Consider the following 25,914-nt stretch of genomic DNA (forward strand, 5'->3'; position numbering starts at 1 on the left):
TACCCACTTTTGGGCGACATGCATCGGTGTTTTGTCGTGCGCGCCTTCTAGCCGAAAGCGAAGCGGCGCACCATAGTCTCGACATTGTTGCGCGGCAAGCATTGCCATGGTGCCAGCAAGCGCAATTCGAACGACCTCGCTAACTCTTTGTTTACGGGCTCTTCACGACCTAAGTTTAGGCTTCGAGGCTTCTCGGCCTGCTGGTACAATGCCAGGATAGGGGAAGACGTAAAGATCATGCCGGGCAGTCGGCCTCACCTCTTCGCGCTGCTTGGCGCCACGCTCGCGCTGATGCCGGGCATGGCGACTGGCGGCAGCGTCGATGTACAGGTCACTTCGGCCATCCCGATGCCAGGCTCGGCCATCGCGATGCCAGGCTCGGATATCCCGGTGCCCGGCCTGCAGGACAAGGCGCAACAGGATACCTCACCCAGCGTCGCTCTGTTGAAGAGTGGACTGGACGCGCTGGCGGCTGGCGACAGTCCCGGCGCCCGTGCCGTGCGCGATGCCCTTCCCGCCCATTCGCTCGACCAGCACATCCTCGCCTGGGCGATCGCGCTCTACGGCGGCGACAAGGTTCCGAGCGGCGACATTGCCGCCGCGGCGAAGATGCTGCCCAACTGGCCGGGCACCGTCGCCCTGCGCAAGAACAGCGAGCGCGCGCTCTATCGCGAGAACCCTGCCCCCGACATCGTCGTTGCGGCATTCGACGGCAGCCAGCCGCAGACATTCGAAGGCGTGATGGTGCTTGCCCGCGCCTATGTGACGTTGGGTAACATCAAGGCGGCGCGTTCGGTGCTGTCGCCGTTCTGGCGCACCGCGATCCTGGAGGCCAAGGACGAGACGGCGCTGATCAAGGAATTCGGCAACCTGATCGCTGCTGCGGATCACCGTTTTCGCATGGAGCGCATGTTCTATGCCGACCGCGCGAATTCCGCACTGCGCGTCGCCGGTCTCGCCGGAGCCCAGCAACTCGCCGATGCCTGGGCAGCGGTCGACAAAGGCGACAAGAACATAGCCAAACTGCTGAAGGCAGTGCCGGCAGCCCAACGTTCGGCAGGCTATTTCTTCGCGCAGGCCGAATATCTGCGCAAACAGCAGAATTTTTCCGGCGCCGCGGCCATTGTCATGCAGGCGCCGACCGATCGCGATGCTCTGGTCGATCCGGATGCCTGGTGGGTCGAGCGCCGGGTGCTTTCGCGCGAACTGGTCGACCAAGGCGACATGAAGACGGCCTACCGGATCGTCGCCACCCACGCCGCTGAAAGTGCCACCAATGCGGCGGATGCTGAATTCCACGCCGGCTGGTACGCGCTGCGCGGCCTGAACGACCCAAAAACCGCGGCAACGCATTTCGAGCGCATCGCCGACCTAGCGCAGGGGCCGATGACGCTGTCGCGCGCCTACTACTGGCTCGGCCGTGCCGCCGAAGTTGGCGGTCCGGGCAATGCCAAGGACTATTTTGGACGCGCCGCTGCCTACGGCACGACATTTTACGGCCAGCTTGCCGCAGAGCGCGTCGGCCGGCAGGCGCTGAACATCGTCTACCCCTCGCCAAGTGCCGCCGACCGGCAGAATTTTGCTGGCCGCGAGGCCGTTAGCGCCATCAAGCGGCTGCAAGAAGCGGGCTACGACCGCTATGCCGAGACGCTCTATCGCGACCTTGCCGGGCAGTTAATCAGTCCGGGCGAGCTGGCGCTGCTGGCTGTCCTTGCGGAAAAGCAAGGCAACCATTTCATGGCGCTGAAAATCGGCAAGATAGCCGGCGCGCGTGGCATCGATGTCGGTGCGCTGTCGCATCCGCTCGGCGTCATTCCCGATTCGGCCGACATTTCCGGCTCAGGCAAGGCGCTGGCCTATGCGATCGCGCGCCAGGAGAGCGAATTCAACATCGGCGCCGTGTCCAGCGCAGGCGCGCGCGGGCTGCTGCAGCTGATGCCGGGCACCGCCAAGCAGTTGGCGAAGAAGGCCGGATTGCAGTTTTCACAGGCACGGTTGACCACCGACGCCGGCTATAACGCGACGCTTGGTTCGGCCTTCCTCGGCGAGCAGCTCGATCGCTTCAACGGCTCCTATGTGCTGACCTTCGCCGGCTATAATGCCGGCCCCAGCCGGGCCAGTCAGTGGGTGGCCCGGTACGGCGATCCGCGCGGCAAGGACATCGACGCGATCGTCGACTGGATCGAGCGGATTCCCTACACGGAAACAAGAAGTTACGTGCAGCGCGTGATGGAGAATTACGAGGTGTACAAGATGCGTATTTCCGGCAAATACGACATCGTTGGCGATCTGGTAAACGGGCGGAGCTGAGGCATGATAGGTGTGGCCACCTTCTTGTTGCGGTATTTGCACAGCGCTCGACATCTTTGAATCAAGTCCCTTCACACCCCCTCTGCCCTGCCGGGCGTTCGTCCTTTGGAAAGCCAAGCAATTGGCTTTCCATCCGCTTCGCGGACCATTCCTCAACCCCTGCAAGGGGGAAATCGAATGTCACGTTGGCCTTCGCCAATCTCCAACGCAACAGGATGGGCTGAGCGCCGACGCTGCCAATCTCCCTCCTTGCGGGGGAGATGGCCGGCAGGCCAGAGGGGGGGACTGTCCCGCCAAATTTCAAAATTTCCCGCGCCGCGTCCTTCAATTTGACCGTCCGTGCCCCCGCCTGTAGCAGTCGCAGACCATCTACACGACGGAGGAGTCCGCATGCCAAACCACGAAGGCTTTTCCGATTTCTTCTACGCCGCACCCGATGGGCTTAGCCTTCATGCGCGCGTCTACGGCGAGGCCAATACTGGCCACTGGCCGGTCGTCTGCCTGCCTGGCCTGACCCGCAATGCCCGGGATTTTCATGAGTTGGCGCTTTATCTGTCGACGCGTGCGGCAAATCCGCGAAAGGTCATCGCCTTCGACTTTCGCGGGCGCGGGCAATCCACCTGGGATCCCGATATCGGTCACTACAATGTCGGCATTGAAGCCGGCGACGTCCTTGCCGGGCTGGCGGCGCTGAACATCGAGGACGCTGCCTTCATCGGCACGTCGCGCGGCGGGCTGATCATCCATGTGCTCGCGATGATGCGGCCGGCCGTTCTGAAAGCCATTGTATTCAACGACATCGGGCCGGTGATCGAGGCGGCTGGGCTTGCCCATATCCAGTCTTATCTCGAACGTGATCCGACACCGAAGACCCGCGTACAGGCGACTGCCGCCCAGCGCAGCGTGCATGGCAAGGACTTCGCTGCCCTTGCCGGGGCGGATTGGGATCGGATGGTATGGGCTCTCTACCGCGAAACGGACGGTGGCCTGGTGCCGGATTTCGACCCGAAGCTGGTCGATACCGTTGCCAGCCTCGATCTGACGCAGCCGCTGCCTGATCTATGGCCACAATTCGAGGCATTGGCGACCGTTCCTTTGCTCGCCATTCGCGGCGCCAATTCGAGGCTTCTGTCGGCGGGAACACTGGAGCAGATGCGAAAGCGCCATCCTGGCATCGAAACGATCACCGTCGCGGGTCAGGGCCACGCGCCATTCCTCGAGACCGGCAGCCTGCCCAACGACATTGCAACTTTTCTTGATCGGGCCGAGCGGCAGAGTAGCCTGAAGTAGACCCTGCCGCCGACGCCGTCGTCGCTATCATGCCAGTCGCTATCGCCAAGGTTGAAGTAGTCGACTTCGGCCGTAACCGTGAAGCCAGGCACCACGTGGCAGGCGACGTTTGCGGCGCGCGCACCGGAAACTGCGGTCAGGGCCGCAACGGAGCCGAGAAGAACTGGATTTGAGATAACGCCCGAATGAAGTCGCCTTGGCTCGATTCGAGAAGCCGATATACGCGACGGTCCGCCAAAGCGCACAGCGCGAAGCAGGATGGCGGAGAGGATGGGATTCGAACCCACGAGAAGCTTTTGACCTCTACTCCCTTAGCAGGGGAGCGCCTTCGACCACTCGGCCACCTCTCCGTTGCGCCGCTGGATAAAGAAAAGCGCCGGCACAATCAACAAGCCCGCGTCATTATATGGAAAAATAACGAAGACGCCGAACCGCGGCTTTCCGCGATGCGGCGGTTCTGCGGCAATTCCTTGGCTGGCAACTCGGGGCCTGGCCATGATTCCGTTGGCTGATCGCCGGATTCGGCGTCTAACGATTTCGACTTATCGAAATCGAAAACCCGGCGGGCAACCGCCGGGTTTTTGCATCGAAACGCAGTTCGCTCGGCAACTTGCACCAGCCCGGCGGGCGCGCTAGCAAGAAGGCCCTTTTCAACTGAGCTTTTTGCCATGCGCCAGCGCCCTCCCCTCACGCCTCTCGTCTCAGCGCTTCCGTCGACCGTACCTTTTGTCGGCCCCGAAGCGCAGGAGCGCGAGCGGGGCCGCGCTTTTCGCGCCCGCATCGGTGCCAATGAGAGCAGCTTTGGGCCGTCGCCGCGCGTCATCGACCGGATGGCTGGAATTGCCCGCGACATGTGGATGTATTGCGATCCCGACAATCACGATCTGAAGGTGGCGATCGCCGCGCATCATGGGGTGAAGGCCGAGAATGTCGTTGTCGGCGAGGGCATAGACGGCCTGCTCGCCCTGGTGGCACGCATGTATGTGGTGCCCGGCGATGCCGTGGTCACGTCGTTCGGCGCCTATCCCACCTTCAACTTCCACATCGCCGGTGTCGGCGGACGGCTCGTCACGGTCCCCTATGACAACGACAGGGAAAGCCTGGACGGCCTGCTGGCGGCGGTGCAGAGGGACAAGGCGCCACTGGTCTATCTGTCCAACCCGGATAATCCGATGGGCAGCTGGTGGGAGGCGAACGAGCTCATCCGCTTCATCGAGGCGCTGCCGGAAACCACCATGCTGGTGCTCGACGAGGCCTATGGCGAACTCGGACCGGCCTCGGCGCTTCCGCCGATCGATATCTCGCGGCCAAACGTCATCCGAATGCGCACCTTTTCGAAGGCGTATGGGCTCGCCGGCATACGCTGCGGCTATGCGATCGCCGAGGCTCAGGTGATCCGCGACTTCGAGAAGATCCGCAACCATTACGGCGTCAGCCGCATGGCGCAGGTCGCCGGCGTCGAGGCGCTTGCCGATCAGGACTATCTCAGGAGCGTGGTGTCGCGGGTCGCGGCCGGCCGCCGCCGCATCGCAGGGATAGCCGAGGCGAACGGGCTGAAGCCACTGGCGTCGGCCACAAACTTCGTCACCATCGATTGTGGTGGCGATGGCGCTTTCGCGCTGAAAGTCCTGCAGGGCCTGCTGTCGCGCGACGTGTTCATCCGCAAGCCGATGGTGCCGGTACTCGACCGCTGCATCCGCGTCAGCGTCGGCCTCGATCATGAGCTCGACATCTTCGCCGAGGAACTGCCGGGCGCGCTCGCCGCGGCCCGCGGAAACTAGTATCCGCCAGTAGGCGAACCGGGATCACAAGGCGCGCTTACAAATCCAGTTCCCAGGTCTGGCCGGTCAATTCCTTGCCGAAACTGTGGTGGCGCTCCTCGGAAACCAGCTTGAAGCCGGCGCGCTCGTAGATCGTGCGCGCCGCGACGAGAATGTCGTTGGTCCAGAGCACCAGCCTGACATAGCCGCAAGCGCGGGCCTGGCGAATACATTCGGCGACAAGGCGTTTGCCGATACCCGCGCCTCGGGCCGACGCTTCGACATGCAGCAAGCGCAGCTTCGTGACCCCATCGTCCACATGAACCAGAAACACCGCACCAAGCGGCTGGCCTGCGCGTTCGGCGATCCAGCAGAAATCGCGGCCGGGCTTGAAATTGCGGATGAAATCGGCGCCGATCTCAGCAACCAGGGCTTCGAATTCGATATTCCAGCCATATTCCTCGGCGTAGAGCTGGGCCTGCCGCTGCACGACCCAGCCGACGTCGCCGACGCGGTGTGACCGCAGCGTCACCTCGCTGTTCTCGCGGGCAGGATCGCCCAGCAATTCCCCCGCTTTGCGCAAAGCGCTGCCGAGCTCATGCAATCTGTCGTCGGGCAAATTCTCGATGAGCCGTGCCGTATCGCGATCCGCCGCCGCCTGTAGCCCTGAAAGGGCTGCCTCGCCTCTTGCCGTGAGCGACAGAATCCGCCGGCGTTTGTCGGCCGGATCGGTCCGGGTCTCGGTCAGACCCTCGCCGGCGAACTTGCGCAGAATTCGTGTCAGATAAGCGGCATCGACACGCAATTGCCTGGCGATGTCGGAAGCAGTGGGGCCGATCTCCAAATGAAAAGCCTTGGCAAGAAAACCGCGTTCCCCAGCAGTTTCAGAAGCCGCCGGACGATCAAGGCGGCCGAGTTCGAAAAGCACGCGCGCCTCGGTCAGAGTGAATGCGCTTTGTGTCAGCGTCTCGTCGAGAAGGCCAACGGTGCGCGTGTAGAAGCGATTGAAGCGCCTGATATCGGCCACCAATGCCTTTCGTTCATCCAACATCTGGTTCCAGCTCCTAATAAGGCAGCTCCATTTTCCAAGATTAGTGGACTGAGTCAATTAAATTTCAAAAGGCCAGGAGCCCAGCTTTCGCGTCGTGCCCGCAATTCTCAGGTTGCTTTCCCTGCGCCATGCCCCAGATTCCAAGGAGACAGGCTTGGAGAGATTCATGGCTGGTCATCGCAGGAATGTGCGGGCGCGCATTTACGGCAATGTGCAAGGCGTAGGCTTCAGACTCTGGGTTCGAGACGAGGCCACAAGCCTCGGTCTTGCGGGCTGGGTCCGCAATGAAGCGGACGCGTCTGTAACGACCCAGATCGCAGGTCTTGATGAAGCGGTCTCGACAATGATCGAGCGACTTTGGAAAGGGCCGTCCGGTGCTTCGGTTTCCAGGGTCGACGTCGAGGAGTTGGCACCCGGAGACACATTTGTCGAGTTTAGGATTGTTGCATAATGGCGGATTTGATTCAGCGCCCTTGAATTAATTGAACGTTCGTTTTATTATTGCCTCGTAAACGAGGCCGACAATGGCACGCACGACTGGATCCGATGGTGAAAAGACCGAGGCAGCCATCCGCGAGGCGGCCGTCAATCTGATTGCGCGTTTCGGCTACGAGGCGATGTCGATGCGCCAGCTTGCCGCCGAAGTCGGCGTGCAGGCTGCCGCGCTCTACCGCTATTTTCCAACCAAGGAAGAGCTTCTGTTCACGCTGATGCGCGAACACATGGAAGGTCTCACAGGCGCGTGGGAAGCAGCCCGCCCTATCAGTGCGGATCCCGCGCAACGGCTGTCAGCCTTTGTCGAGAACCACATCGCCTTTCATATCGAGCGTCGGCACGCCACGCATGTGTCGAACATGGAATTGCGCAGCCTGTCGCCCGAACGGCTGACGCAGATCCTGCGCATGCGGACAGCCTATGAAAAGGAGCTACGCACCATTCTGCGCGACGGCGCCGAGGCGGGCGCCTTCAGCATCGACGACACCGGGCTGACGGCCATGGCGCTGATCCAGATGATGACCGGCGTCATCGTCTGGTTTCGGCCGGGCGAACGGCTGTCGATCGCTGAAGTGACGGCGACATATCTGTCGATGACCATGCGGCTCGTCGGCGCGAAGATCGACGCCTACAGCGCCGCGCGCGCCTTTGGACGCGCAAAGGACGCTGCAGCACTTTAATTTCGCGCATGATCCCTTCCGGAAATCGAAGTCGATTTTTGGGGTCATGCGGCAGGGAGGAAAACATGTACACGAACACGCTCAGCTTCGGGCATGACGAGGAGATCGAGGCGCTGCGCGACATGGTGCGGCGCTTCGCCCAGGATCGCATCGCGCCGATCGCCGCCGACATCGATCGCTCGAACGAATTCCCGGCGCATCTGTGGGGCGAACTCGGCGCGCTCGGGCTGCTTGGTATCACCGCCGACCCCGATTTCGGCGGCAGCGGCATGGGTTATCTCGCGCATGTGATCGCCGTCGAGGAAATCTCGCGCGCTTCGGCCTCGGTCGGCCTCTCCTACGGCGCCCATTCCAATCTCTGCGTCAATCAGATCAACCGCTGGGCGACGACGGCGCAGAAGGAAAAATTCTTGCCGCCGCTGTGTTCGGGCGAGCGCGTCGGCGCGCTGGCGATGTCGGAATCCGGCGCCGGCTCGGATGTCGTGTCGCTTAAGCTGCGCGCCGAAAAACGCAATGACCGCTACGTGCTCAACGGCACCAAGATGTGGATCACCAACGGGCCGGACGCCGAGACGCTGGTCGTCTATGCCAAGACCGATCCGGAACGGAAATCGCACGGCATCACGGCTTTCATCGTCGAGAAGGCGATGGCCGGATTTTCCGTGGCGCAAAAGCTCGACAAGCTCGGCATGCGCGGCTCCAACACAGGCGAACTGGTGTTCGAGGATGTCGAAGTGCCGTTCGACAACGTGCTGCACGAGGAAGGCCGCGGTGTCGAGGTGCTGATGTCTGGCCTCGACTATGAGCGCACCGTGCTCGCCGGCGGGCCGATCGGCCTGATGGCGGCGTGTCTCGACGTGGCGATCCCCTACGTGCATGAGCGCAAGCAGTTCGGCCAGGCGATCGGCGAGTTCCAGCTGGTGCAGGGCAAGCTGGCCGACATGTACACGACGATGAACGCCGCGCGCGCTTACGTCTACGCCGTCGCCGCCGCTTGCGATCGCGGCCAGACGACGCGCAAGGATGCCGCCGGCTGCGTGCTGTTTGCCGCCGAGAAAGCCACGCTGATGGCGCTGGACGCTATCCAACTGCTTGGCGGCAATGGCTACATCAACGACTATCCGACCGGCCGCCTATTACGCGACGCCAAACTGTATGAGATCGGCGCCGGCACCAGCGAAATTCGCCGATGGCTGATCGGGCGCGAGATCATGACGGAGGGGGTCTAATGCGCGCGGGTCGTGACTTTCGTCGAGCCTTCGTCGACGCGCTTGCGGGCGACCTCGGCGAGCGTGTCCGATACCCATTGATTGATCGATTTGCCGTCACTGGCTGCTGCCCGGCTGACAAGGCGATGGACTTCCGGCGTGGTGCGCAGAGCGAGTTTGCCCGAAAAAGGCTTTTCCGGCTCTTTGTTCTGTTCGGCGCAGAAATCAAGATAGTCATCCACGCATTCATGGAAAGCCTTCAGCAACTCTTCCGCCGAAGCGGCTTCATATGTGAAGATGTCGCGAATGCCCATGATACGACCATGAAACACAACATCGCTTTCATCGAACTCGATCGTTCCCAGATATCCCTTGTAAGGCTTCATAGTTCGGCACCCGACTCTAAAAGGAAAGTCCTGATCTCTCGGATCACATATGCTTTCGTATCAGGCGATGGATGCGGTCGATGCACGCGAAGCGTTATCCCGTTCAATGTGAAGCGCACTCGCGATCCACGCCCTTCCGACACTTGTGCGCCAAGCGCCATCAACAGCGCTTCGACGTCCCGCCATTTAATCGAGCCGTTTATCGGATTCGCAAAAATGACGTTCAGTGTCTGCTTGTGCTTTCCGCGCATGATGACCTCCATGGAAAATGATCAGGCGGGGAAAGCCGTGATCGCCGTTGGCGGTCGCACGTCATGCGCGACAAGATCTATTCTTGATAGCAAAATATGATATCACTTCGGATTTGTCAATGACGACCCTCACTTCACAAATCTCCTCCTCCTCCGAGACCTTCCGCGCCAATGCCGAGCGCATGCGGGCGCTGGTCGCCGATATCGCGGAAAAAGCCGCTACCGTCGAGCGTGGCGGCTCGGACGAAGCGCGTGAGCGCCACGTTTCGCGCGGCAAGCTGTTGCCGCGCGAGCGCCTTGCCCAGCTGCTCGACACCGGCTCGCCGTTCCTCGAGATCGGCCAGTTCGCCGCATGGTCGATGTATGGCGAGGAGATTTCTTCAGCCGGCATGATCGCCGGCATCGGCCGCGTCGAGGGCACGGAGGTGATGGTCGTCGTCAACGACGCCACGGTGAAGGGCGGCACCTACTATCCGCTGACGGTGAAGAAGCATTTGCGCGCGCAGGAGATCGCGCTGCAGAACAATCTGCCTTGCATCTACCTGGTCGACAGCGGCGGCGCCAATCTGCCCAACCAGGACGAGGTGTTTCCCGATCGCGAGCATTTCGGCCGCATCTTCTATAACCAGGCCAACATGTCGGCGGTGGGCATCCCGCAGATCGCCTGCGTCATGGGTTCCTGCACGGCGGGCGGCGCCTATGTGCCGGCGATGTCGGACGAGACGATCATGGTGCGCAACCAGGCGACCATCTTCCTCGGCGGCCCGCCGCTGGTGAAGGCGGCCACCGGCGAGGATGTCAGTGCCGAGGATCTTGGTGGAGCGGACGTACACACGCGTCTTTCCGGCGTCGCCGACCACTATGCGCTGGACGACGACCATGCGCTCGCCATCTGCCGGCGCATCGTCAAAAACCTGAATCGGAACAAGACTGTAAGCCTGAACTTACAGAAGTCGATTCCGCCGCTTCATCCGGCGGATGAACTCTACGGCATCGTGCCGACCGACCTGCGCCAGCCCTATGATGTGCGCGAGGTGATCGCGCGCATTGTCGACGGCTCCGAATTCGATGAGTTCAAGCAGAACTACGGCACCACGCTGATCACCGGCTTTGCCCACCTCCATGGCATGCCGGTCGGCATCATCGCCAACAACGGCGTGCTGTTTTCCGAAAGCGCCTTGAAGGGCGCGCACTTCATCGAACTTTGTTGCCAGCGCAAGATCCCGCTGATCTTCCTGCAGAACATCACCGGCTTCATGGTCGGCAGGAAATACGAAGCGGGCGGCATCGCCAAGGACGGCGCCAAGTTGGTAATGGCCGTCGCCACCGCCCGCGTGCCGAAGGTGACTGTCATCATCGGCGGTTCGTTCGGCGCCGGCAATTACGGCATGTGCGGCCGCGCCTATTCACCGCGCTTCCTGTGGATGTGGCCTAATGCGCGCATCTCGGTGATGGGCGGCGAACAGGCGGCGACGGTGCTCGCCATGGTCAAGCGCGAAGGCATCGAGCGCAAGGGCGGGGAATGGAGCGCCGAGGAAGAGGCGAAATTCAAGAAGCCGATCCTGATGAAATACGAGCATGAGGGCCATCCGCTCTACTCGTCGGCACGCATCTGGGACGACGGCATCATCGACCCGGCGAAGACGCGCGACGTGCTGGCGCTCAGCCTGTCCGCCGCGCTCAACGCCGAAATCGAGGAGACGCGCTTCGGCGTGTTCAGGATGTGAGATGAGCAAGGCGCTGGACAGGATCCGCATCCACACCGGCGACATCACGAAACTGGATGTCGACGCCATCGTCAATGCCGCCAACACATCACTTCTCGGCGGTGGCGGGGTCGATGGCGCCATCCACCGCGCCGCAGGCCGCGAGCTTGAGTTCGAATGCCGGATGCTGAACGGATGTAAGGTCGGCGAGGCGAAGATCACCAGGGGTTACAAACTGCCGGCTCGACACATCATCCACACAGTCGGCCCCGTCTGGCAGGGCGGCGGCAAGGGCGAAGCCGAGTTGCTGGCCTCCTGCTATATCAGATCGCTCGAACTCGCCGCCGCCAATGACTGCCGCACAGTGGCCTTCCCGGCGATCTCGACGGGTGTCTACCGCTACCCGAAAGACGAGGCGACGCGGATCGCCGTCAGCACTGTCAACGCGTTCCTCGACGAGGCAAGCAGGCCGGAAATCGTCATTTTCTGCTGCTTCGACGAGCAAACGGCTGAACTATACCGGCATGCCGTTGCTGCTCTTCGAGAAGGCTGAACTGTATGGACCAACCAATTCATCAGCATAGGCAGACTGGAATCTCCGCCTACGTCAACGGCAAGGCGGCGAGGTTGAAGCTGCCAATCTCCCCCCTCGTGGGGGAGATGTCCGGCAGGACAGAGGGGGGCGCGACGGAGCGCCTGCGTCGCTTCAAGCAAACTCTGTCCCGGGAGGCTCCATGTTCGCCAAGATCCTGATCGCCAATCGGGGCGAGATCGCTTGCCGCGTTATCCGCACGGCACGCAAGATGGGCGTGCGCACTGTCGCCGTCTATTCGGATGCCGACGCGAAATCCCTGCATGTCGAGATGGCCGACGAAGCAGTGCATATCGGCGCCTCGCCCGTCGGCGAAAGCTATCTGCGCGGCGACAAGATCATCGCCGCGGCGCTGGCGACGGGTGCTGAAGCCATTCATCCCGGCTACGGCTTCTTGTCGGAAAACCCCGGTTTCGTTGACCAGGTGGCGACGGCGGGGCTTACCTTCATCGGCCCGTCGGCGGCCTCGATCCGTGCCATGGGGCTGAAGGACGCCGCCAAGCGGCTGATGGAAAAGGCCGGCGTGCCGGTGGTGCCGGGCTACCATGGCGAGGCGCAGGAGATCGTGCTGCTTGCGTCCAAGGCACGCGAGATCGGCTATCCAGTGCTGATCAAGGCGCGCGCCGGCGGCGGCGGCAAGGGCATGCGCCGCGTCGAGCATCCCGATGAGTTTTCCGAAGCGCTGTCCAGCGCGCGGCGCGAGGCGAAAGCCGCTTTCGGCGACGACCGCGTGCTGGTCGAGAAATATGTCGACAAGCCGCGCCACATCGAGGTGCAGGTGTTCGGCGATAATTTCGGCAACACGGTGCACCTTTATGAGCGCGACTGCTCGGCGCAGCGGCGGCACCAGAAGGTGATCGAGGAGGCGCCCGCCCCCGGCATGACACCTGCTTTGCGCAAGGCGATGACGGAGGCGGCGGTAAAGGCCGCCAAGGCGATCAATTATTCCGGCGCCGGCACCATCGAGTTCATCGTCGACGCCTCGCAAGGCCTGAAGGCCGACCGCTTCTGGTTCATGGAAATGAACACCCGCCTGCAGGTCGAGCACCCGGTCACCGAAATGGTCACTGGCACCGACCTGGTCGAGTGGCAGCTGCGGGTCGCCAGCGGCGAAAAGCTGCCGAAGACACAGAACGAGATCACGCTTGCCGGCCATGCCTTCGAGGCGCGCATCTATGCCGAGGATGCGGCAAAGGGGTTCCTGCCGGCAACGGGCACGCTGCATCATCTGAAATTTCCGGATGCAGCGCCCGAAGGCGCCGCGATACGTATCGAGACCGGCGTGCGGGCCGGCGACGCGATCTCGCCCTACTACGACCCGATGATCGCCAAGCTGGTCGTCCACGCCGAGGACAGGCAGGCGGCACTGCAAGCACTCGGCGCAGCGCTGTCGCGAACCGAGATCGCCGGCTCCACCGTCAACACCGCCTTTCTCGCCGCTCTGGCCACCGATCGGGATTTTTGCTCGGGCGACGTCGACACCAGCCTGATCGGCAGGCACCAGGAAACATTGACGATCGTCCCGCCGCCGACAGGCGAAACCGTTGCCGCCGCCGCTGTTGCGGCCTCGGGCGCCGGGGTATCGCCGCCATCCGACGATCCCTGGTCGTCCCTTGCCGGCTATGCGCATTTCCACAACGTGGCGCGGCGCACATGGCTGAAGTTCGGCGAGGACGATATAGTGGCAAAGGTTTCGCTGCGGCCGGATGGACGGTTCCAGGTGGCGCTCGATGCGCCCTATGACGGCACAAATTCGCATGACTTTCGCGCTTCACCGCGTCTCGCCCGCTGGCCAGGCCACATCACCGTGTTCGAAGGCGCTGTTGGCTACACCTTCGCCGTGCCGGACCCGCTGGCGCGCGCCGATGAGGCAGCCGCAGGTGTAGGCAGCTTGCGCGCGCCGATGCCGGGGCTGGTCAAGCTGGTGCGCGTGACAGGAGGCGATGCAGTGATCAAGGGCCAACCACTGCTGATCCTCGAGGCGATGAAGATGGAGCACACCATCGCCGCGCCGCATGATGGCGTGATCGCCGAGATCGCCACGGAGGGCGCGCAGGTCACCGACGGGACGGTGCTGGTGCGGTTCGTCGAGGAGCACAACGCCCCGAGCGCAGTAGCGAGCTGACAGACGCAAGCTGTCGACGGGGCAAACGAGAAAATGGCCGGGACGAACCCGGCCATTTCCCTATGCTATTCAGTCGCCAGGGCAGCGATTACTGCGCGATCGGCGCGTATTTGCCGTCATGCCACTGGTTGATGTCGTAGCTGGCATTCTTGAGATCGCCCTTCTCGTCGAAGGTGACGTCGCCGACAACAGTGCTGATCGGCGTACCGTTCTTCAACGCTTCGGCAACCTTCGCCGGATCGTCGCTGCCGGCGCGCTTGACGCCCTCGGCGAAGGCCTGGATCACGGCATAGGAGAACAGCGTGAAGCCCTCCGGCACGAAGCCGCCCGCCTTGATCTTCTCGACGGCTGCCTTGGCTTCCGGCTTTGCCTGCGGATCCGACGGGAAGACGAACATGGTGCCCTCGCCTGCCGGGCCGGCAACCTGCCAGAATTCGGGCGAGGCGATGGAGTCCGGCATGATCAGCTGGAACTTCAGGTTCTGTTCCGCCGACTGACGCAGGATCAGACCAGCCTCAGGATGATAGCCGCCGAAATAGACGACGTCGGCCTTCAAGTCCTTGAGCTTGGTGACGAGAGCCGAATAGTCCTTCTCGCCGGCGTTGATGCCGTCATAATAGACCTCCTTGAGGCCCCCGGCATTCATCGTTGCCCTGACGGCGTCAGCCACGCCTTGTCCGTAGGCGCTCTTGTCGTGCAGGACGACGACGTTCTTGCCGGCAAACTTCTTGGCGATCCATGGGCCGATGAAGGCGCCCTGCGCATCGTCACGCGTATAAAGCCGCATGATCGTCGGCCAGCCGGCCTTGGCCGCCGCGTCGGTCAGCACCGGGTTGGAAGACGCCGGGCTCATCATCAGAGCGCCGGCTTCGGCATAGACGGCTGAGGCCGGAATGCTCGAACCCGAGCAGGCATGGCCGTCGATGAACTTGACGCCATCGGCGACGATGCGGTTGGCGACCGACACAGCCTGCTTGGGATCGCACTGGTCGTCCTGGATGCTCAGCTTGATCATCGATCCATTGACGCCGCCCGCGGCGTTGATCGCGTCGGCAGCGGCCTGTGCGCCCTGCTTGAACTGATCACCGATGGTGGCGAGCTGTCCGGTCATCGGGCCGACCACCGCAAAGGTGAGCTCGTCCGCGAATGCGACCGGCGTGCTCATCATCAGGCCGAATATGGCCGCGCTCAAAATACTCAATTTTTTCATGATGGTAGAACTCCTCCACTCACGCGCGGCCGCCCCGGCCGCGCTTCTTCCAGAGAGGCCGGACAATTTCACCCTTCCTTGGGCCTGTCTAGGCGCATTGGCGCCGCTCGATTGGGCCTGCAAGACGTCATCCACGCAAAAAGCCACGCCAGCCTTGTTCCGGCCGGTCGTGGCTTTTTGCCCGTCGAGCAATCTCCAGGCGCCCCCGCGCCTAAAAATCCCGCTCACCTTCCCTGTGTCGCGCACGACTAGGCCCTGCGGCCTGCCGCGTTCTCTTTCTTAACATCGTGACCGTCTTGCGCGGCCTTCTATTCCGCCGGGTCTGGCCGTCTGTGCGGTCTTGATCCCGGAGCTTCCCTGTCTTCGATAGGTCTGTAGGCAGATCTTAGTGGATGGTCATCCATTCGCGGGCTTCGCGAAGCGCCTTGGCAATCTCGACTTTCGACATTGCCGCCGACAGTTCGGAGCGCAGTTCCGCGGCGCGGGCCGAGCCCTTGATCGCGGCGATGTTGAACCATTTGTGGGCGGCAACGACATCGGTTTCGCAATCGCGGCCGGTCGCATACATCATGCCCAGTTCGAAAAGGATGTCGGCCTGGGCAGTTGCCCCCATGGCGCCGAAACCTGCTTCAAGCATTTCAAAACGTGCCATTTCAATCCCCTGTTTCCGGCCCCTGTCAGGCTCCCGAGAGCTGCCTTCGTTCGTCCTTGCTGGCTGCTCTTCCGATGCTTTCGAGAATGCCGTGCAGGCTTGAATCCGTCGTTAAATGGCGTGCTTAATTTGAGGAAAACAAAGCTAAAACAAGAGGTAAACGCGGAAATTTGTTAAGGATACGAAGTCAGCAATTCAGCCCGCTTGCGTCAAATTTGACGAAAATTTCAAACTGAGAAATCAAGACTCCGCTAACCACGGAAACCAAAGGCGATGCGCCGATCGTTTCATTTCCTCGCCGACGGGACGCATTCAGGCGCCTTCAAAATCCGAAAGTCTTCCGCTGCGGCACCGCTTTTGTTTTGCTGGGAGGTGGATTAGCTTACGTTTGCGTAAGCGGCAGGCCGGCGAGGCGGAGCATCCGGCCGGACATCCAAAGGGAGGAAGACATGTTTCGAAAAGTGAGCCTGGCCCTTGCGGCCACATTGATCATGGCGGGTGCAGCCTGGGCCGATCCGATCGAAGGCAATTGGAAGACGCAGGCCGGCGACACCGCGGCCATCGCTGGCGGCGGCTCGTTTTCCATCACGCTCAAGACCGGCAAATATGCCGGCAAGACCATCGGCTCGCTCAAGGCGGCCGGCGACAACAAATATGCCGGCAACATCACCGATCCGGCAAACGACAAGACCTATTCGGGCAAGGCGACCCTTTCGGGCAGCTCGCTCAAGATGAGCGGCTGCGTGCTTGGCGGACTGATCTGCAAGAGCCAGACCTGGCACAAGCTCTGATCGACCCTATCCTTGTGACATGAAGACGGGGCCCCGACGGGCCCCGTCGTCGTTTTGTCGCGGCGCAATGCCCTGGTCTCGCCGGCGCCCTGTCGAAACCGACGCCGGCGCCGCCAAAATCCCGTCAATCATCTTGAACCGCAGATGAACGCTGGCATCAGAGCCGGTTCAGTTGCATCAGGGCATTCTCCGGCGTGTTGAAGGAGACCCGACCCAATGCTTGCTCGCCGCTTCACCATCGTCTGCCTGCTGGTGAGCCTGTTTGGAATGTTCTTCGCCATCCTCGTCGCCGAAGCGGGCCGTCCGGCCCGTGCCTGGGACGAAGCCAGTTCAAGAACCTGCCGCCTCGCCTGCCCCACCCATCTTCGCAACTGAACAAAGAAACCAAGACCTCGAAAAGAAAAGCTGAAACCCATGAACCGCATCGCCGCCAACGCTCTCAAGACCCTTCGGCTTCTGCCGCGGGCGGCGCTTATCCTGGCGGTTCTGGCCGCTCCGGTTCTGGCCGTGCCGATGATGCGCGCCGATGCCGGCTCGACGATCGACGCACCGGCTCTGAAGAAGTCCGGCGTCGGCTTCGTGCTCCTTGTCAGCCTGCAGCGCGGATAAGGGATGTCTCGTGCATGTCGTTATTCCGCGACATGCAACGGAAAGAAAAAAGACGCTTTGGCCGCCTTCGGTCGCGACACCCCTCCCAAGTGCCGATCCAAGTCTCTATATTAAGCCATGGAAAAGCGAATCTACCCTCAAGCCATCGAATCTGTCGTCATGCCGGAGCCTTTTGGCCGGCAAAGCTTTGATAGCGCCGAAAAGGCCGTCGCGGCACTGCAGGCGCTTTACGACCGCAACACCAAGTTCCTGCGCGACTCCTTTGCGGAGCTGGCGGCGGCGGGCGGCGACAATGGCAAGCGCTACCGGGCCTTCTACCCGGAGATCGGCGTCACCACCAACTCGTTCACCCAGATCGACTCGCGCCAGGCCTATGGCCATATGCCGACGCCCGGGCATTTTTCGACCACCATCACCCAGCCGAGCCTGTTTGAAAGCTACCTTGTCGAGCAATTGCGCCTGATCATGCGCAATCATGGGGTTGCGGTCACGGTGTCGGAATCGACCACGCCGATCCCGCTGCATTTCGCCTTTCTCGAAGGCACCCATGTCGACGGCGCGGCGGCCGAGCGCATCAAGCGGCCGATCCGCGACCTGTTCGACGTGCCGGATCTCGACGGCACCGACGACCAGATCGCCAACGGCACTTTTGAAGTGGCCTTCGGCGAGCCGAGACCGTTGGCGCCCTTCACGGCGCAGCGCATCGACTATTCGCTGCATCGCCTGTCGCACTATACGGCGACCACGCCGCAGCATTTCCAGAACTTCGTGCTGTTCACCAATTACCAGTTTTACATCGACGAATTCGTTGCCCGCGCCCGCGACCTGATGGCCAATGGCGGCGACGGATACACCGAGTTCGTCGAGCCAGGCAATGTCATCACCTGGGTCGGGCAAAGCGCACCCAGCGAAGGCGTCGCACCGCCGCGCCTGCCGCAAATGCCGGCCTATCACCTGAAAAAGCCGAACCATGGCGGCATCACCATGGTCAATATCGGCGTCGGGCCCTCCAACGCCAAAACGATTACCGACCACATTGCCGTGCTGAGACCGCATGCCTGGGTGATGCTTGGCCACTGCGCCGGACTGCGCAATACCCAGGCGCTGGGCGACTATGTGCTGGCGCATGCCTATGTGCGGGAGGATCACGTCCTCGACGACGATCTTCCGGTCTGGGTGCCGATCCCGCCGCTGGCCGAGATCCAGGTGGCGTTGCAGGAAGCCGTCGCCGAGGTCACCGGCCTGTCCGGCTATGACTTGAAGCGCATCATGCGCACCGGCACCGTCGCCACCATCGACAATCGCAACTGGGAACTGCGCGACCAGCGCGGCCCGGTACAGAGGCTGTCGCAGTCGCGTGCGATCGCGCTCGACATGGAATCGGCGACCATCGCCGCCAATGGCTTCCGCTTCCGCGTTCCTTACGGCACCCTGCTGTGCGTTTCGGACAAACCACTGCATGGCGAACTGAAGCTGCCCGGCATGGCGACCGAATTCTACAAGCGCCAGGTGGCGCAGCATCTGACCATCGGCATCAGGGCTATGGAGAAGCTTGCGGAAATGCCGATGGAGCGGCTGCATTCGCGCAAGCTCAGAAGTTTTTCGGAGACGGCGTTCCAGTAGGACGATCTGTGCGCTGCCCGAGCATTTCGTCATCTTGATTGGGCCGCATTTCTGCCGATAAGCAGGCGGCATGGAGAGAGCGAGCTTCGGGACATTGCTGATGTCGGTTGCATTCCTGGCAATGCTCGCCTGTTCGATCACGCTGGTGGCCGGATTTTTCGGAACGCTGCATCCGGCCTTCGATTCCTTCTCGCATTTTCGCGTCCACTTTGCCGTGCTGATGGCGCTTTGCGCGCTGCCGCTGCTGGCCACGACATTTCGCCTGCAAGCGGCCGTGGCACTGCTTTTTGCCGTGGCGGCCTTTGCCACGACCTTGAACGCTTTGCCCAGTCCATGGCCGGTTCAGGCTGCCTATGAAGCCAAGAACGAAGATCGGGCGATCTACAAGCTGCTGCAGATGAACCTGCGCTACGACAATCCAACGCCGAAGAAGGTGCTGTCGCTGATCGGCCGGACCAATCCCGACGTGATCACCCTCGACGAGGTGTCAGCGATGTGGACGACCGAGCTTGGCTATATCAGCAGCGCGTATCCCTACCGGATCCTCTGCCCTTATCCCAACGGCATATTCGGTGTCGCGCTGCTCTCGCGGCGGCCCTTTGCCGCCGGCACCGAGGCGCATTGCGAACGGCGCGGCGCCATGGCGACAGCGACCGTCGACTTCGGCGGCATCGATATCGATGTCGCCGCGATCCATCTCAGCTGGCCTTGGCCACGCGAGCAGTACTGGCAAATCGGTGAACTCACCGAGCAGCTCTCCGCGCTTGGCGAGACGGCCATCATGGCGGGCGACTGCAACGCCGTGCCGTGGAGTGCCGCCGTACGGCGCGTCGCCTTGCTCGGCGGGCTGACCGTCATGCCGTCCGCCGGGCCAACCTGGATCCACATCAAGCTGCCGGATGTTCTGCGGCGCTTCGCCGGCCTGCCGATCGACCAGGTTTTCAGCAAGGGCGGCGTGACCATTCATTCCGCGACACGGCTGGAGGACACCGGCTCGGACCACCTGCCGGTCATGGTGGAATTCTCGCTCAGGCTGGCACAACAGAAGCCGGTCGATGAGCATGAAACCGCGACGGCTGCGATAGTCCAGACCGGCAAGACGCCAGGCTAAAAGATCAAGGCTTGATCAAAGCGGTGACGAGATGTTCGACATGGCCACCGTCGCGATGCTCGCGGGCGTCGAAAGCGATCTGCTTCGCCTCATATGCGGCATAGGTGGCTCTGATACGCCGCTGCGCCTCGTGGCGTGTCTTGTAGCAGGACCGGTCGTCGGCAATCCTGAGGCCGGAGATCGATCTTTCAGTGGCGCGCATCATCTCCCTGGCGAGACGGCCATGGGTTTCTTCGTGGGCGCGGACGCCGGCGAAGAACCGTGTCCAACGCTTCTGGAGCGCCGGCGCGGTGGCCGAGGCGACATGCGGAAACGTGTAAAAGAGATTGAGCGTGCCGTTGGCGCGCCGCAGACGGCAGAAGCCATTGTCCTGGCCGGCGTCAAGGTCCCAATCCACGGTATAGCCGGTCTGCGCGATAGCGTGCGTCATGAAGCCGTGCTTCGGCCCCTTGCGGTCCATCGCCTTCATCAGCGCCAGCCCCGTGGTCCCGGTGATGTCATAGGTCCGCGTCTTGACCAGCACCTTGGTGCCGGCCGACGCCGCCGGAGCGGAACCGCACACCGCGCCGATCGCCATAAGGCATGCCAGAACCGCCACGCGCATTGGCCATCTCCCTTCGTCAGGCAATGGAACCATAAGCGCGTGGCAGTTTCAACAGTTCTAATATTTCACATGCCCCGGTGGACCGGGCCTTCGCCGACATTTTGCTTGCGGCGGCCGAGACGGTCCGGCCAACGCGTGGCTTACATACCTTGGTAGACCGGGCCTTCGCCGCCTTGTGGCGGCACCCAGTTGATGTTCTGGTTCGGGTCCTTGATATCGCATGTCTTGCAGTGGACGCAGTTCTGCGCGTTGATGACGAAGCGCACGTCCTTGGCCGCGGGATCGGCGGCCGCGTTGCCGTCCTTGTCGACCCACTCGTAGACACCGGCAGGACAATAGCGTGTCGAGGGTCCCGCAAAGACATCGTGTTCGGACCGTTTCTGCAGCTCCATGTCGCCGACAAGCAGATGGACTGGTTCGTTTTCCTCATGATTGGTGTTGGACAGGAACACCGAGGACAGCCGGTCGAAGGTCAAAACGCCATCGGGCTTCGGATAGGCGATCTTCTTGTGCTGGGCTGCAGGCTCGAGCGTTGCATAGTCGGCCTTGCCATGCTTCAGAGTGCCGAAGGGCGAGATACCGAACAGCGTGTTCAGCCACATATCGAGGCCGCCGAGGCCGACACCGACGATGGTGCCGAAGCGCGACCATAGCGGCTTGACGTTGCGCACCCTCTTCAGGTCCTTGCCGATGTCGGTCGCCCGCCAGGCCGCCTCGTAGGAGGAAAGCTCGTCATTGGCGCGCCCAGCACCGATCGCTTCGGCGACATGCTCGGCCGCCAGCATGCCGGACAGCACGGCATTGTGCGAGCCCTTGATGCGCGGCACGTTGACGAAGCCAGCTGCGCAGCCCATCAGCGCGCCACCGGGGAAGGAGAGTTTCGGCACCGACTGCCAGCCGCCTTCGGTGATGGCGCGCGCGCCATAGCCCAGGCGCTTGGCGCCCTCGAAGGTGCCGCTGATTGCCGGATGGGTCTTGAAGCGCTGGAATTCGTCGAACGGCGACAGCCAAGGGTTCTTGTAATTGAGGTGGAGGACGAAACCGACCGCCACTTGATTGTCCTCCAGATGGTAGAGGAAGGAGCCGCCGCCGGTCTTCATGTCAAGCGGCCAGCCGAAGGAATGCTGGACCAGGCCAGGCCTGTGGTTCTCCGGCTTGACCTGCCAGAGTTCCTTGAGGCCGATGCCGTATTTGCCGGGCTCGCGGCCGTCGGAAAGCTTGTATTTGGCGATCAGCTGCTTGGCGAGCGAGCCGCGCGCGCCCTCGCCGATCAGCACATATTTGCCCATCAGCGCCATGCCGGGCGCAAAGCCTGGGCCATGCGTGCCGTCCTTCTCGACTCCCATGTCGCCGGTGACGACACCGGTGACGGCACCTTCTTCATTGTAGATGAGGCCGGCGGCGGCAAAGCCGGGATAGATCTCGACGCCGAGCGCCTCGGCCTTACCAGCCAGCCAGCGGCAGACATTGCCAAGCGAGACGATGTAATTGCCGTGATTGTTCATCAGCGGCGGCATCAGGATGTTGGGCAGACGGAACGAGCCGGCAGGGCCAAGGACGAGGAAATGGTCCGCCGTGACCGGCGTCTTGAAAGGATGACCGTCCTCGTCGCGCCAGCCCGGCAAGAGCCGGTCGATACCGATCGGATCGACGACGGCGCCGGAGAGGATATGGGCGCCGACCTCGCCGCCCTTTTCCAGGACGACGACCGACAACTCGGGATTGACCTGCTTGAGGCGGATGGCGGCGGCGAGGCCGGCCGGGCCGGCGCCGACGATAACCACGTCGAATTCCATGCTTTCGCGTTCGATGTCGCTCATCAACCCCTCCGCACTGGCTTATCCCATTCGGGTATCTAGCTGGCTCCTGCGCTGCATAGCGCATCAATCGGCGACAGGAAACCGGCGCATACGTGACAATGCCGTTTTGGCCAAAAAGTCGCGCATTGCGAGGCTGGGCGGCTGTTTTCGTCCGGCATGGCCCTCGGCGCTGACGTTTTTAATTGTTCGACGGCTTGCTTATCGGCCATACTTCACGCCATGCGCATTCCTGGGCCAGCCGGCTTTTCATCCACGCGCTTTCTTTTCACGCCCGGCCGGGTCTGCCGGGCGCTCCTTTTGGCCCTTCTGGTGCTGGCACCGGGTCACGCTTTCGCGGACGAAGTGAAGGTCTGGGCGGCCGGGGCCTACTCCTTCTCCGACGAGCTTGGCGGCTTCCACATAACCGGCGCTTCAGGCATCGGAACGAAGGACGATCCGCTGGTCATCACCGAAGAGCTGAATTCGTCAACGCCAGTGACGCTGACCATCCGCACGACAAAGCCGATCCAGGCTTACGGTCCGGCCGGCGAATTCGCCAACGGCATCATGTATATGCGCATCGACGTGCTCAACAACAGTGGCCAGGCCTGGATCGAATTCCAGTTCGAGCTGCAGGAAATCCTGAACCGGCCGAGCGTGTTCGGCGACGGGCTTTCGTTCGACCAGCGCAACAAGACGCCTGACAATATCTGGTCGAGCAATTTCGCCGATTTCGATCGCGATTTCGAACCCTATGACCGATTGCTGTTCAGGAACGGCAAGGTCGACCCGTTGAAAACAGCCAGGTTCGAATTCCTGATGACCGACTACACGCCCAGATGGACCTTCTATCTGGTGCAGGATCCGCGCATACCAACGGGGTAGAGAAGCGGCTAGCCTTGCAAATTGCCGCCACGCGGACGAATGTGCCGGCATGACTGCCGCTTCCCCCAACAACAGACCTGACATCGCCGACCTGCTGGCCTTTTATGCCAGCGTGGGCGTTGACGAGGCGCTTGAAGACCAGCCGGTGAACCGGTTCGCCGAGGTTGCGCCAAAATCATTGGAGCGCGCGCCGACCGCGGCGCCTTCGGGCGACACCGCCGCACCGCAGCGTTCGACGAATCGCCTCGAAGCGGGCGACAGACCGAATGCGCCCGTTGCGCGCGCACCGTCGGCCACGGTTCCCGACGAAGCGCAAGCGGCACTGGCCCGCCAGCTGGCAACGACGGCAATGACCCTGGACGAGCTTCGCCAGCACATGGCGGCGTTCGACGGCTGCAATCTCAAAGCCACGGCCAAGAACCTTGTGTTCGCCGACGGCAACCCGGAAGCCGCCGTGATGCTGGTCGGCGAGGCGCCGGGCCGCGACGAGGACATAGAGGGACTGCCCTTCGTCGGCCGCTCGGGCCGGCTGCTCGACCGCATGCTGGCGGCGATTGGGCTCGACCGGACCTCGGTTTACATCGCCAACGTCATTCCGTGGCGGCCGCCGGGCAATCGCACGCCGACGCCGCACGAAACCGAGATCTGCCGGCCATTCATCGAGCGGCAGATCGAACTGGTCAATCCGAAGGTGCTGATCAACCTTGGCGGCCCGTCGGCAAAGACCTTGCTCAACACCTCGGAAGGCATCCTGCGGCTGCGCGGCAATTGGCGCGTCCACACGACGGCATCCGGCATCTCCATTCCCGCCATGCCGACGCTGCATCCCGCGTATCTGCTGCGAACCCCGTCGCACAAGAAACTGGCGTGGCGGGATTTCCTCGAGGTGAAGGCGAAATTGCGTGGGCTTGGGTGATTGGCCAATCTCCCCCCTCGTGGGGGAGATCGGCCGTCACCTTGGCTTTCGCCAATGTTGATAGGCGAGCCCAGGCAAGAACTATGACCTCAGAGGTAATTGAAATACGCCCAGCGTCGGCCTAGTCATCCCCCATGACAACAGCCCAAATCTCCGCCGGCAGCCTTATCCGCGAATGGCGCACGCGCCGCCGTATGAGCCAACTCGATCTCGCCATCGAGGCCGAGATATCGCAGCGACATCTGAGCTTCGTCGAGAGTGGCCGGGCCGCGCCCTCGCGCGACATGGTGCTTCATCTGGCTGAGCAGCTGTCGATCCCGCTCCGGCAGCGCAACCAGCTGCTGCTCGCCGCGGGCTTTGCCCCCAGCTTCGGCGAGCGCTCGCTTGGCGACGCGACACTGGCGCCGGCGATGGCGGCGGTCGAGATCGTGCTCAAGGGGCATGAACCGTTCCCGGCACTGGCTGTCGACCGCCATTGGAACCTGGTTTCGGCCAACGCCGCCATCGCTCCCTTCCTTGCCGATGTCGGCGAGGCTTCGCTGCTGGCGCCGCCGGTCAACGTGCTTCGTCTCAGCCTGCATCCCGGCGGCATCGCACCACGCATCGTCAATCTCCAGGAATGGCGGACGCATCTGCTCGAGCGCCTCAAACACCAGAATGATGCCAGCGGCGACCCGGTGCTGGTCGACCTGGAGCGCGAGCTGCGCAGCTACCCGTCCGGCTTGAAAGGCAGCCGGCCAGCGCCGGTCGAGCCGAATGCCATCGTGCACCCGCTCAGGCTGGCGCATGGCGATCAAGTGCTATCGTTCATCAGCACCATCACCGTGTTCGGCACGCCGCTCGATGTGACGTTGTCGGAACTGGCGATCGAATCGTTTTTCCCGGCCGATGAGCAGACGAGGACGGTGCTCGTGCGATTGGCGAAGGAGCGGGCCGAGCTGTCGTAATCACCCTTCAGGCAAAGATGCCTTGCGGGTGCGGGTGCGCTCCAGGCCAAGCTGGCGTTCGCGCCAGATGATGAATATTCCGGCGGCGACGACGATCAGGCCGCCGACGAGCATGTTCAGCGTGGCGACGTCGCCGAAGACAAGATAACCGACGACGACGCCGAGGATCATCGAGGTGTATTCGAACGGCGCCACCACCGAGGCCTCGGCATGGCGATATGCCGCCGTCAAAAGGATCTGGCCGAGGCCGCCGCAGAAGCCGGCGGCAACCAGAAGAGCCGCCTGGAGCGGCGTCAGTGCCAGCCAGCCGAACGGCAGCGATAATAGCGACATGACGCTCGCCGTCACCGAAAACCACAGCACGATGGTGGCGGTGCGTTCGCTTTGCACGAGGTTGCGCACCAGAAGCATGGCGACGGCCGAAATCGCCGCGGCGACGAGGGCGGCAATGACGCCAAGCACCTCCTGGTCGTCGAGCGCCTGGTCGGAACTGAGCAGCGTCAATTCCGGCCACGAAATGATCAGCACACCGACCAGACCGACCGCAACCGCGCTCCAGCGATAGACACGGATGGCTTCACCGAGAAAGATCGAGCTGAACACCACCACAAGCAGCGGCTGTGCGTAGTTCAGGGTGATCGCCTCCGGCAGCGGCAGCCGGGTCAACGCGAAAAAGCCAAGCCCCATGGCGCAGACGCCGACAAGGCCGCGGGCGATGTGATTGAATGGACGCTTGGTGGTGAACGCAGTGCCAAGTTCTCGCCTGAAAGCCAGAAAGGCGATGATCGGGAAGATGGCGAAGAACGAACGGAAGAAGACGATTTGACCCGCCGGCACGGTGCCCGCGGCTTTGATGCAGGTCTGCATGCCAACGAAGACCGCCACCGACACGATTTTGAGCATGATGCCGGTG

The 25,914-nt window shown here is 62.4% G+C and carries 26 protein-coding genes and 1 tRNA gene; 17 read left to right on the forward strand and 10 right to left on the reverse strand.

Annotation, left to right across the window (positions count from 1 at the left end; genetic code table 11):
* Positions 1–237: 237 nt before the first annotated feature.
* Positions 238–2,310 (forward strand): lytic transglycosylase domain-containing protein, encoded by a 2,073-nt coding sequence (locus NKJ06_RS05440; RefSeq protein ID WP_352809317.1) that lies wholly within the window; start codon positions 238–240, stop codon positions 2,308–2,310.
* Positions 2,311–2,700: 390 nt separating this feature from the next.
* Positions 2,701–3,600, forward strand: coding sequence for an alpha/beta fold hydrolase (locus tag NKJ06_RS05445; RefSeq protein WP_352809318.1), 900 nt, complete (start codon positions 2,701–2,703; stop codon positions 3,598–3,600).
* 259 nt (positions 3,601–3,859) lie between these two features.
* Here NKJ06_RS05445 and NKJ06_RS05450 read toward each other — a convergent pair.
* Positions 3,860–3,950, reverse strand: a tRNA-Ser gene (locus NKJ06_RS05450).
* Positions 3,951–3,985: 35 nt separating this feature from the next.
* Positions 3,986–4,270, reverse strand: coding sequence for a hypothetical protein (locus tag NKJ06_RS05455; protein WP_352809320.1), 285 nt, complete (start codon positions 4,268–4,270; stop codon positions 3,986–3,988).
* On the opposite strand from NKJ06_RS05455, the gene NKJ06_RS05460 reads away from it, so the two are divergent.
* The gene (locus NKJ06_RS05460) at positions 4,269–5,381 is read left to right on the forward strand and encodes a pyridoxal phosphate-dependent aminotransferase (protein WP_352626883.1); all 1,113 of its coding nucleotides are present in this window, start codon (positions 4,269–4,271) and stop codon (positions 5,379–5,381) included. The genes NKJ06_RS05455 and NKJ06_RS05460 overlap by 2 nt on opposite strands.
* A 37-nt stretch (positions 5,382–5,418) precedes the next feature.
* On the opposite strand, the gene NKJ06_RS05465 is transcribed toward NKJ06_RS05460, so the two are convergent.
* Positions 5,419–6,411, reverse strand: a complete 993-nt coding sequence (locus tag NKJ06_RS05465; RefSeq protein WP_352626881.1) for a bifunctional helix-turn-helix transcriptional regulator/GNAT family N-acetyltransferase — start codon at positions 6,409–6,411, stop codon at positions 5,419–5,421.
* A gap of 166 nt (positions 6,412–6,577) precedes the next feature.
* On the opposite strand from NKJ06_RS05465, the gene NKJ06_RS05470 reads away from it, so the two are divergent.
* The 3 genes from NKJ06_RS05470 (at position 6,578) to NKJ06_RS05480 (ending at position 8,815) form a co-directional block, all read left to right on the forward strand.
* Positions 6,578–6,862 carry an acylphosphatase gene (locus tag NKJ06_RS05470; protein WP_352626879.1) on the forward strand — a complete coding sequence of 95 codons (285 nt, stop codon included), beginning with the start codon at positions 6,578–6,580 and terminating at the stop codon, positions 6,860–6,862.
* Between the two features lie 73 nt (positions 6,863–6,935).
* The gene (locus NKJ06_RS05475; RefSeq protein ID WP_352626877.1) at positions 6,936–7,586 is read left to right on the forward strand and encodes a TetR/AcrR family transcriptional regulator; all 651 of its coding nucleotides are present in this window, start codon (positions 6,936–6,938) and stop codon (positions 7,584–7,586) included.
* Positions 7,587–7,651: 65 nt separating this feature from the next.
* Positions 7,652–8,815 (forward strand): isovaleryl-CoA dehydrogenase, encoded by a 1,164-nt coding sequence (locus NKJ06_RS05480; protein WP_352626875.1) that lies wholly within the window; start codon positions 7,652–7,654, stop codon positions 8,813–8,815.
* On the opposite strand, the gene NKJ06_RS05485 is transcribed toward NKJ06_RS05480, so the two are convergent.
* Both NKJ06_RS05485 and NKJ06_RS05490 read right to left on the reverse strand, forming a co-directional pair.
* The gene (locus NKJ06_RS05485; protein WP_352626872.1) at positions 8,812–9,180 is read right to left on the reverse strand and encodes a type II toxin-antitoxin system HicB family antitoxin; all 369 of its coding nucleotides are present in this window, start codon (positions 9,178–9,180) and stop codon (positions 8,812–8,814) included. The two genes, NKJ06_RS05480 and NKJ06_RS05485, sit on opposite strands and share 4 nt — an antisense overlap.
* Positions 9,177–9,431, reverse strand: coding sequence for a type II toxin-antitoxin system HicA family toxin (locus tag NKJ06_RS05490; protein WP_352626870.1), 255 nt, complete (start codon positions 9,429–9,431; stop codon positions 9,177–9,179). The genes NKJ06_RS05485 and NKJ06_RS05490 overlap by 4 nt, the downstream gene beginning before the upstream one ends.
* A gap of 119 nt (positions 9,432–9,550) precedes the next feature.
* Here NKJ06_RS05490 and NKJ06_RS05495 point away from each other — a divergent pair, with 119 nt between their 5' ends.
* The 3 genes from NKJ06_RS05495 (at position 9,551) to NKJ06_RS05505 (ending at position 13,854) form a co-directional block, all read left to right on the forward strand.
* Positions 9,551–11,158: a carboxyl transferase domain-containing protein gene (locus NKJ06_RS05495; protein WP_352626869.1), complete on the forward strand. Its 1,608-nt coding sequence runs from the start codon at positions 9,551–9,553 to the stop codon at positions 11,156–11,158.
* 1 nt (position 11,159) lies between these two features.
* Positions 11,160–11,690, forward strand: coding sequence for an O-acetyl-ADP-ribose deacetylase (locus NKJ06_RS05500; RefSeq protein WP_352626867.1), 531 nt, complete (start codon positions 11,160–11,162; stop codon positions 11,688–11,690).
* A 181-nt stretch (positions 11,691–11,871) separates the two neighbouring features.
* Positions 11,872–13,854, forward strand: coding sequence for an acetyl/propionyl/methylcrotonyl-CoA carboxylase subunit alpha (locus NKJ06_RS05505; RefSeq protein ID WP_352626865.1), 1,983 nt, complete (start codon positions 11,872–11,874; stop codon positions 13,852–13,854).
* An 88-nt stretch (positions 13,855–13,942) separates the two neighbouring features.
* On the opposite strand, the gene NKJ06_RS05510 is transcribed toward NKJ06_RS05505, so the two are convergent.
* Complete coding sequence (locus NKJ06_RS05510) at positions 13,943–15,064, reverse strand: ABC transporter substrate-binding protein (RefSeq protein ID WP_352626863.1); 1,122 nt, start codon at positions 15,062–15,064, stop codon at positions 13,943–13,945.
* A gap of 385 nt (positions 15,065–15,449) precedes the next feature.
* Positions 15,450–15,716, reverse strand: coding sequence for an SEL1-like repeat protein (locus tag NKJ06_RS05515; RefSeq protein WP_123167916.1), 267 nt, complete (start codon positions 15,714–15,716; stop codon positions 15,450–15,452).
* Positions 15,717–16,165: 449 nt separating this feature from the next.
* Here NKJ06_RS05515 and NKJ06_RS05520 point away from each other — a divergent pair, with 449 nt between their 5' ends.
* The 5 genes from NKJ06_RS05520 (at position 16,166) to NKJ06_RS05540 (ending at position 19,850) form a co-directional block, all read left to right on the forward strand.
* Positions 16,166–16,507 carry a DUF2147 domain-containing protein gene (locus tag NKJ06_RS05520; protein WP_352626862.1) on the forward strand — a complete coding sequence of 114 codons (342 nt, stop codon included), beginning with the start codon at positions 16,166–16,168 and terminating at the stop codon, positions 16,505–16,507.
* Positions 16,508–16,723: 216 nt separating this feature from the next.
* A complete protein-coding gene (locus NKJ06_RS05525) occupies positions 16,724–16,882 on the forward strand; it encodes a hypothetical protein (protein ID WP_023812838.1) in 159 nt (52 codons plus the stop codon).
* A 39-nt stretch (positions 16,883–16,921) separates the two neighbouring features.
* Positions 16,922–17,116: a hypothetical protein gene (locus NKJ06_RS05530; RefSeq protein ID WP_352626860.1), complete on the forward strand. Its 195-nt coding sequence runs from the start codon at positions 16,922–16,924 to the stop codon at positions 17,114–17,116.
* Between the two features lie 159 nt (positions 17,117–17,275).
* On the forward strand, positions 17,276–18,739 hold the full coding sequence (locus NKJ06_RS05535; protein ID WP_502899385.1) for an AMP nucleosidase: 1,464 nt from the start codon (positions 17,276–17,278) through the stop codon (positions 18,737–18,739).
* 100 nt (positions 18,740–18,839) lie between these two features.
* The gene (locus NKJ06_RS05540; RefSeq protein WP_352626857.1) at positions 18,840–19,850 is read left to right on the forward strand and encodes an endonuclease/exonuclease/phosphatase family protein; all 1,011 of its coding nucleotides are present in this window, start codon (positions 18,840–18,842) and stop codon (positions 19,848–19,850) included.
* Between the two features lie 4 nt (positions 19,851–19,854).
* Here the strand turns inward: NKJ06_RS05540 and NKJ06_RS05545 are convergent, their stop codons facing one another.
* Complete coding sequence (locus tag NKJ06_RS05545) at positions 19,855–20,454, reverse strand: DUF922 domain-containing Zn-dependent protease (RefSeq protein ID WP_352626854.1); 600 nt, start codon at positions 20,452–20,454, stop codon at positions 19,855–19,857.
* A 140-nt stretch (positions 20,455–20,594) separates the two neighbouring features.
* Positions 20,595–22,274 carry an electron transfer flavoprotein-ubiquinone oxidoreductase gene (locus NKJ06_RS05550; RefSeq protein ID WP_352626852.1) on the reverse strand — a complete coding sequence of 560 codons (1,680 nt, stop codon included), beginning with the start codon at positions 22,272–22,274 and terminating at the stop codon, positions 20,595–20,597.
* Positions 22,275–22,493: 219 nt separating this feature from the next.
* Here NKJ06_RS05550 and NKJ06_RS05555 point away from each other — a divergent pair, with 219 nt between their 5' ends.
* The 3 genes from NKJ06_RS05555 (at position 22,494) to NKJ06_RS05565 (ending at position 25,001) form a co-directional block, all read left to right on the forward strand.
* The gene (locus tag NKJ06_RS05555; protein WP_352626850.1) at positions 22,494–23,138 is read left to right on the forward strand and encodes a hypothetical protein; all 645 of its coding nucleotides are present in this window, start codon (positions 22,494–22,496) and stop codon (positions 23,136–23,138) included.
* Positions 23,139–23,187: 49 nt separating this feature from the next.
* Complete coding sequence (locus tag NKJ06_RS05560; protein WP_352626848.1) at positions 23,188–24,054, forward strand: uracil-DNA glycosylase; 867 nt, start codon at positions 23,188–23,190, stop codon at positions 24,052–24,054.
* A gap of 134 nt (positions 24,055–24,188) precedes the next feature.
* On the forward strand, positions 24,189–25,001 hold the full coding sequence (locus tag NKJ06_RS05565) for a helix-turn-helix domain-containing protein (protein WP_352626847.1): 813 nt from the start codon (positions 24,189–24,191) through the stop codon (positions 24,999–25,001).
* On the opposite strand, the gene NKJ06_RS05570 is transcribed toward NKJ06_RS05565, so the two are convergent.
* Complete coding sequence (locus NKJ06_RS05570) at positions 25,002–25,904, reverse strand: DMT family transporter (RefSeq protein WP_352627307.1); 903 nt, start codon at positions 25,902–25,904, stop codon at positions 25,002–25,004. It lies immediately after the preceding gene.
* Between the last annotated feature and the right edge of the window lie 10 nt (positions 25,905–25,914).

Source organism: Mesorhizobium sp. M0293 (assembly GCF_040321735.1).
In the GTDB taxonomy this organism is placed as follows: Bacteria; Pseudomonadota; Alphaproteobacteria; order Rhizobiales; family Rhizobiaceae; genus Mesorhizobium.

What these genes read in the sequence shown, in the direction of transcription:
- NKJ06_RS05465 (WP_352626881.1), bottom strand. Translation starts at nt 6,411, where the DNA reads ATGTTGGATGAACGAAAGGCATTGGTGGCCGATATCAGGCGCTTCAAT.
- NKJ06_RS05550 (WP_352626852.1), bottom strand. Translation starts at nt 22,274, where the DNA reads ATGAGCGACATCGAACGCGAAAGCATGGAATTCGACGTGGTTATCGTC.
- NKJ06_RS05455 (WP_352809320.1), bottom strand. Translation starts at nt 4,270, where the DNA reads ATGGCAAAAAGCTCAGTTGAAAAGGGCCTTCTTGCTAGCGCGCCCGCC.
- NKJ06_RS05525 (WP_023812838.1), top strand. Translation starts at nt 16,724, where the DNA reads ATGCTTGCTCGCCGCTTCACCATCGTCTGCCTGCTGGTGAGCCTGTTT.
- NKJ06_RS05495 (WP_352626869.1), top strand. Translation starts at nt 9,551, where the DNA reads ATGACGACCCTCACTTCACAAATCTCCTCCTCCTCCGAGACCTTCCGC.
- NKJ06_RS05445 (WP_352809318.1), top strand. Translation starts at nt 2,701, where the DNA reads ATGCCAAACCACGAAGGCTTTTCCGATTTCTTCTACGCCGCACCCGAT.
- NKJ06_RS05500 (WP_352626867.1), top strand. Translation starts at nt 11,160, where the DNA reads ATGAGCAAGGCGCTGGACAGGATCCGCATCCACACCGGCGACATCACG.
- NKJ06_RS05475 (WP_352626877.1), top strand. Translation starts at nt 6,936, where the DNA reads ATGGCACGCACGACTGGATCCGATGGTGAAAAGACCGAGGCAGCCATC.
- NKJ06_RS05440 (WP_352809317.1), top strand. Translation starts at nt 238, where the DNA reads ATGCCGGGCAGTCGGCCTCACCTCTTCGCGCTGCTTGGCGCCACGCTC.
- NKJ06_RS05505 (WP_352626865.1), top strand. Translation starts at nt 11,872, where the DNA reads ATGTTCGCCAAGATCCTGATCGCCAATCGGGGCGAGATCGCTTGCCGC.
- NKJ06_RS05515 (WP_123167916.1), bottom strand. Translation starts at nt 15,716, where the DNA reads ATGGCACGTTTTGAAATGCTTGAAGCAGGTTTCGGCGCCATGGGGGCA.
- NKJ06_RS05460 (WP_352626883.1), top strand. Translation starts at nt 4,269, where the DNA reads ATGCGCCAGCGCCCTCCCCTCACGCCTCTCGTCTCAGCGCTTCCGTCG.
- NKJ06_RS05570 (WP_352627307.1), bottom strand. Translation starts at nt 25,904, where the DNA reads ATGCTCAAAATCGTGTCGGTGGCGGTCTTCGTTGGCATGCAGACCTGC.
- NKJ06_RS05565 (WP_352626847.1), top strand. Translation starts at nt 24,189, where the DNA reads ATGACAACAGCCCAAATCTCCGCCGGCAGCCTTATCCGCGAATGGCGC.
- NKJ06_RS05470 (WP_352626879.1), top strand. Translation starts at nt 6,578, where the DNA reads ATGGCTGGTCATCGCAGGAATGTGCGGGCGCGCATTTACGGCAATGTG.
- NKJ06_RS05535 (WP_502899385.1), top strand. Translation starts at nt 17,276, where the DNA reads ATGCCGGAGCCTTTTGGCCGGCAAAGCTTTGATAGCGCCGAAAAGGCC.
- NKJ06_RS05560 (WP_352626848.1), top strand. Translation starts at nt 23,188, where the DNA reads ATGACTGCCGCTTCCCCCAACAACAGACCTGACATCGCCGACCTGCTG.
- NKJ06_RS05490 (WP_352626870.1), bottom strand. Translation starts at nt 9,431, where the DNA reads ATGCGCGGAAAGCACAAGCAGACACTGAACGTCATTTTTGCGAATCCG.
- NKJ06_RS05545 (WP_352626854.1), bottom strand. Translation starts at nt 20,454, where the DNA reads ATGCGCGTGGCGGTTCTGGCATGCCTTATGGCGATCGGCGCGGTGTGC.
- NKJ06_RS05530 (WP_352626860.1), top strand. Translation starts at nt 16,922, where the DNA reads ATGAACCGCATCGCCGCCAACGCTCTCAAGACCCTTCGGCTTCTGCCG.
- NKJ06_RS05510 (WP_352626863.1), bottom strand. Translation starts at nt 15,064, where the DNA reads ATGAAAAAATTGAGTATTTTGAGCGCGGCCATATTCGGCCTGATGATG.
- NKJ06_RS05480 (WP_352626875.1), top strand. Translation starts at nt 7,652, where the DNA reads ATGTACACGAACACGCTCAGCTTCGGGCATGACGAGGAGATCGAGGCG.
- NKJ06_RS05485 (WP_352626872.1), bottom strand. Translation starts at nt 9,180, where the DNA reads ATGAAGCCTTACAAGGGATATCTGGGAACGATCGAGTTCGATGAAAGC.
- NKJ06_RS05520 (WP_352626862.1), top strand. Translation starts at nt 16,166, where the DNA reads ATGTTTCGAAAAGTGAGCCTGGCCCTTGCGGCCACATTGATCATGGCG.
- NKJ06_RS05555 (WP_352626850.1), top strand. Translation starts at nt 22,494, where the DNA reads ATGCGCATTCCTGGGCCAGCCGGCTTTTCATCCACGCGCTTTCTTTTC.
- NKJ06_RS05540 (WP_352626857.1), top strand. Translation starts at nt 18,840, where the DNA reads ATGTCGGTTGCATTCCTGGCAATGCTCGCCTGTTCGATCACGCTGGTG.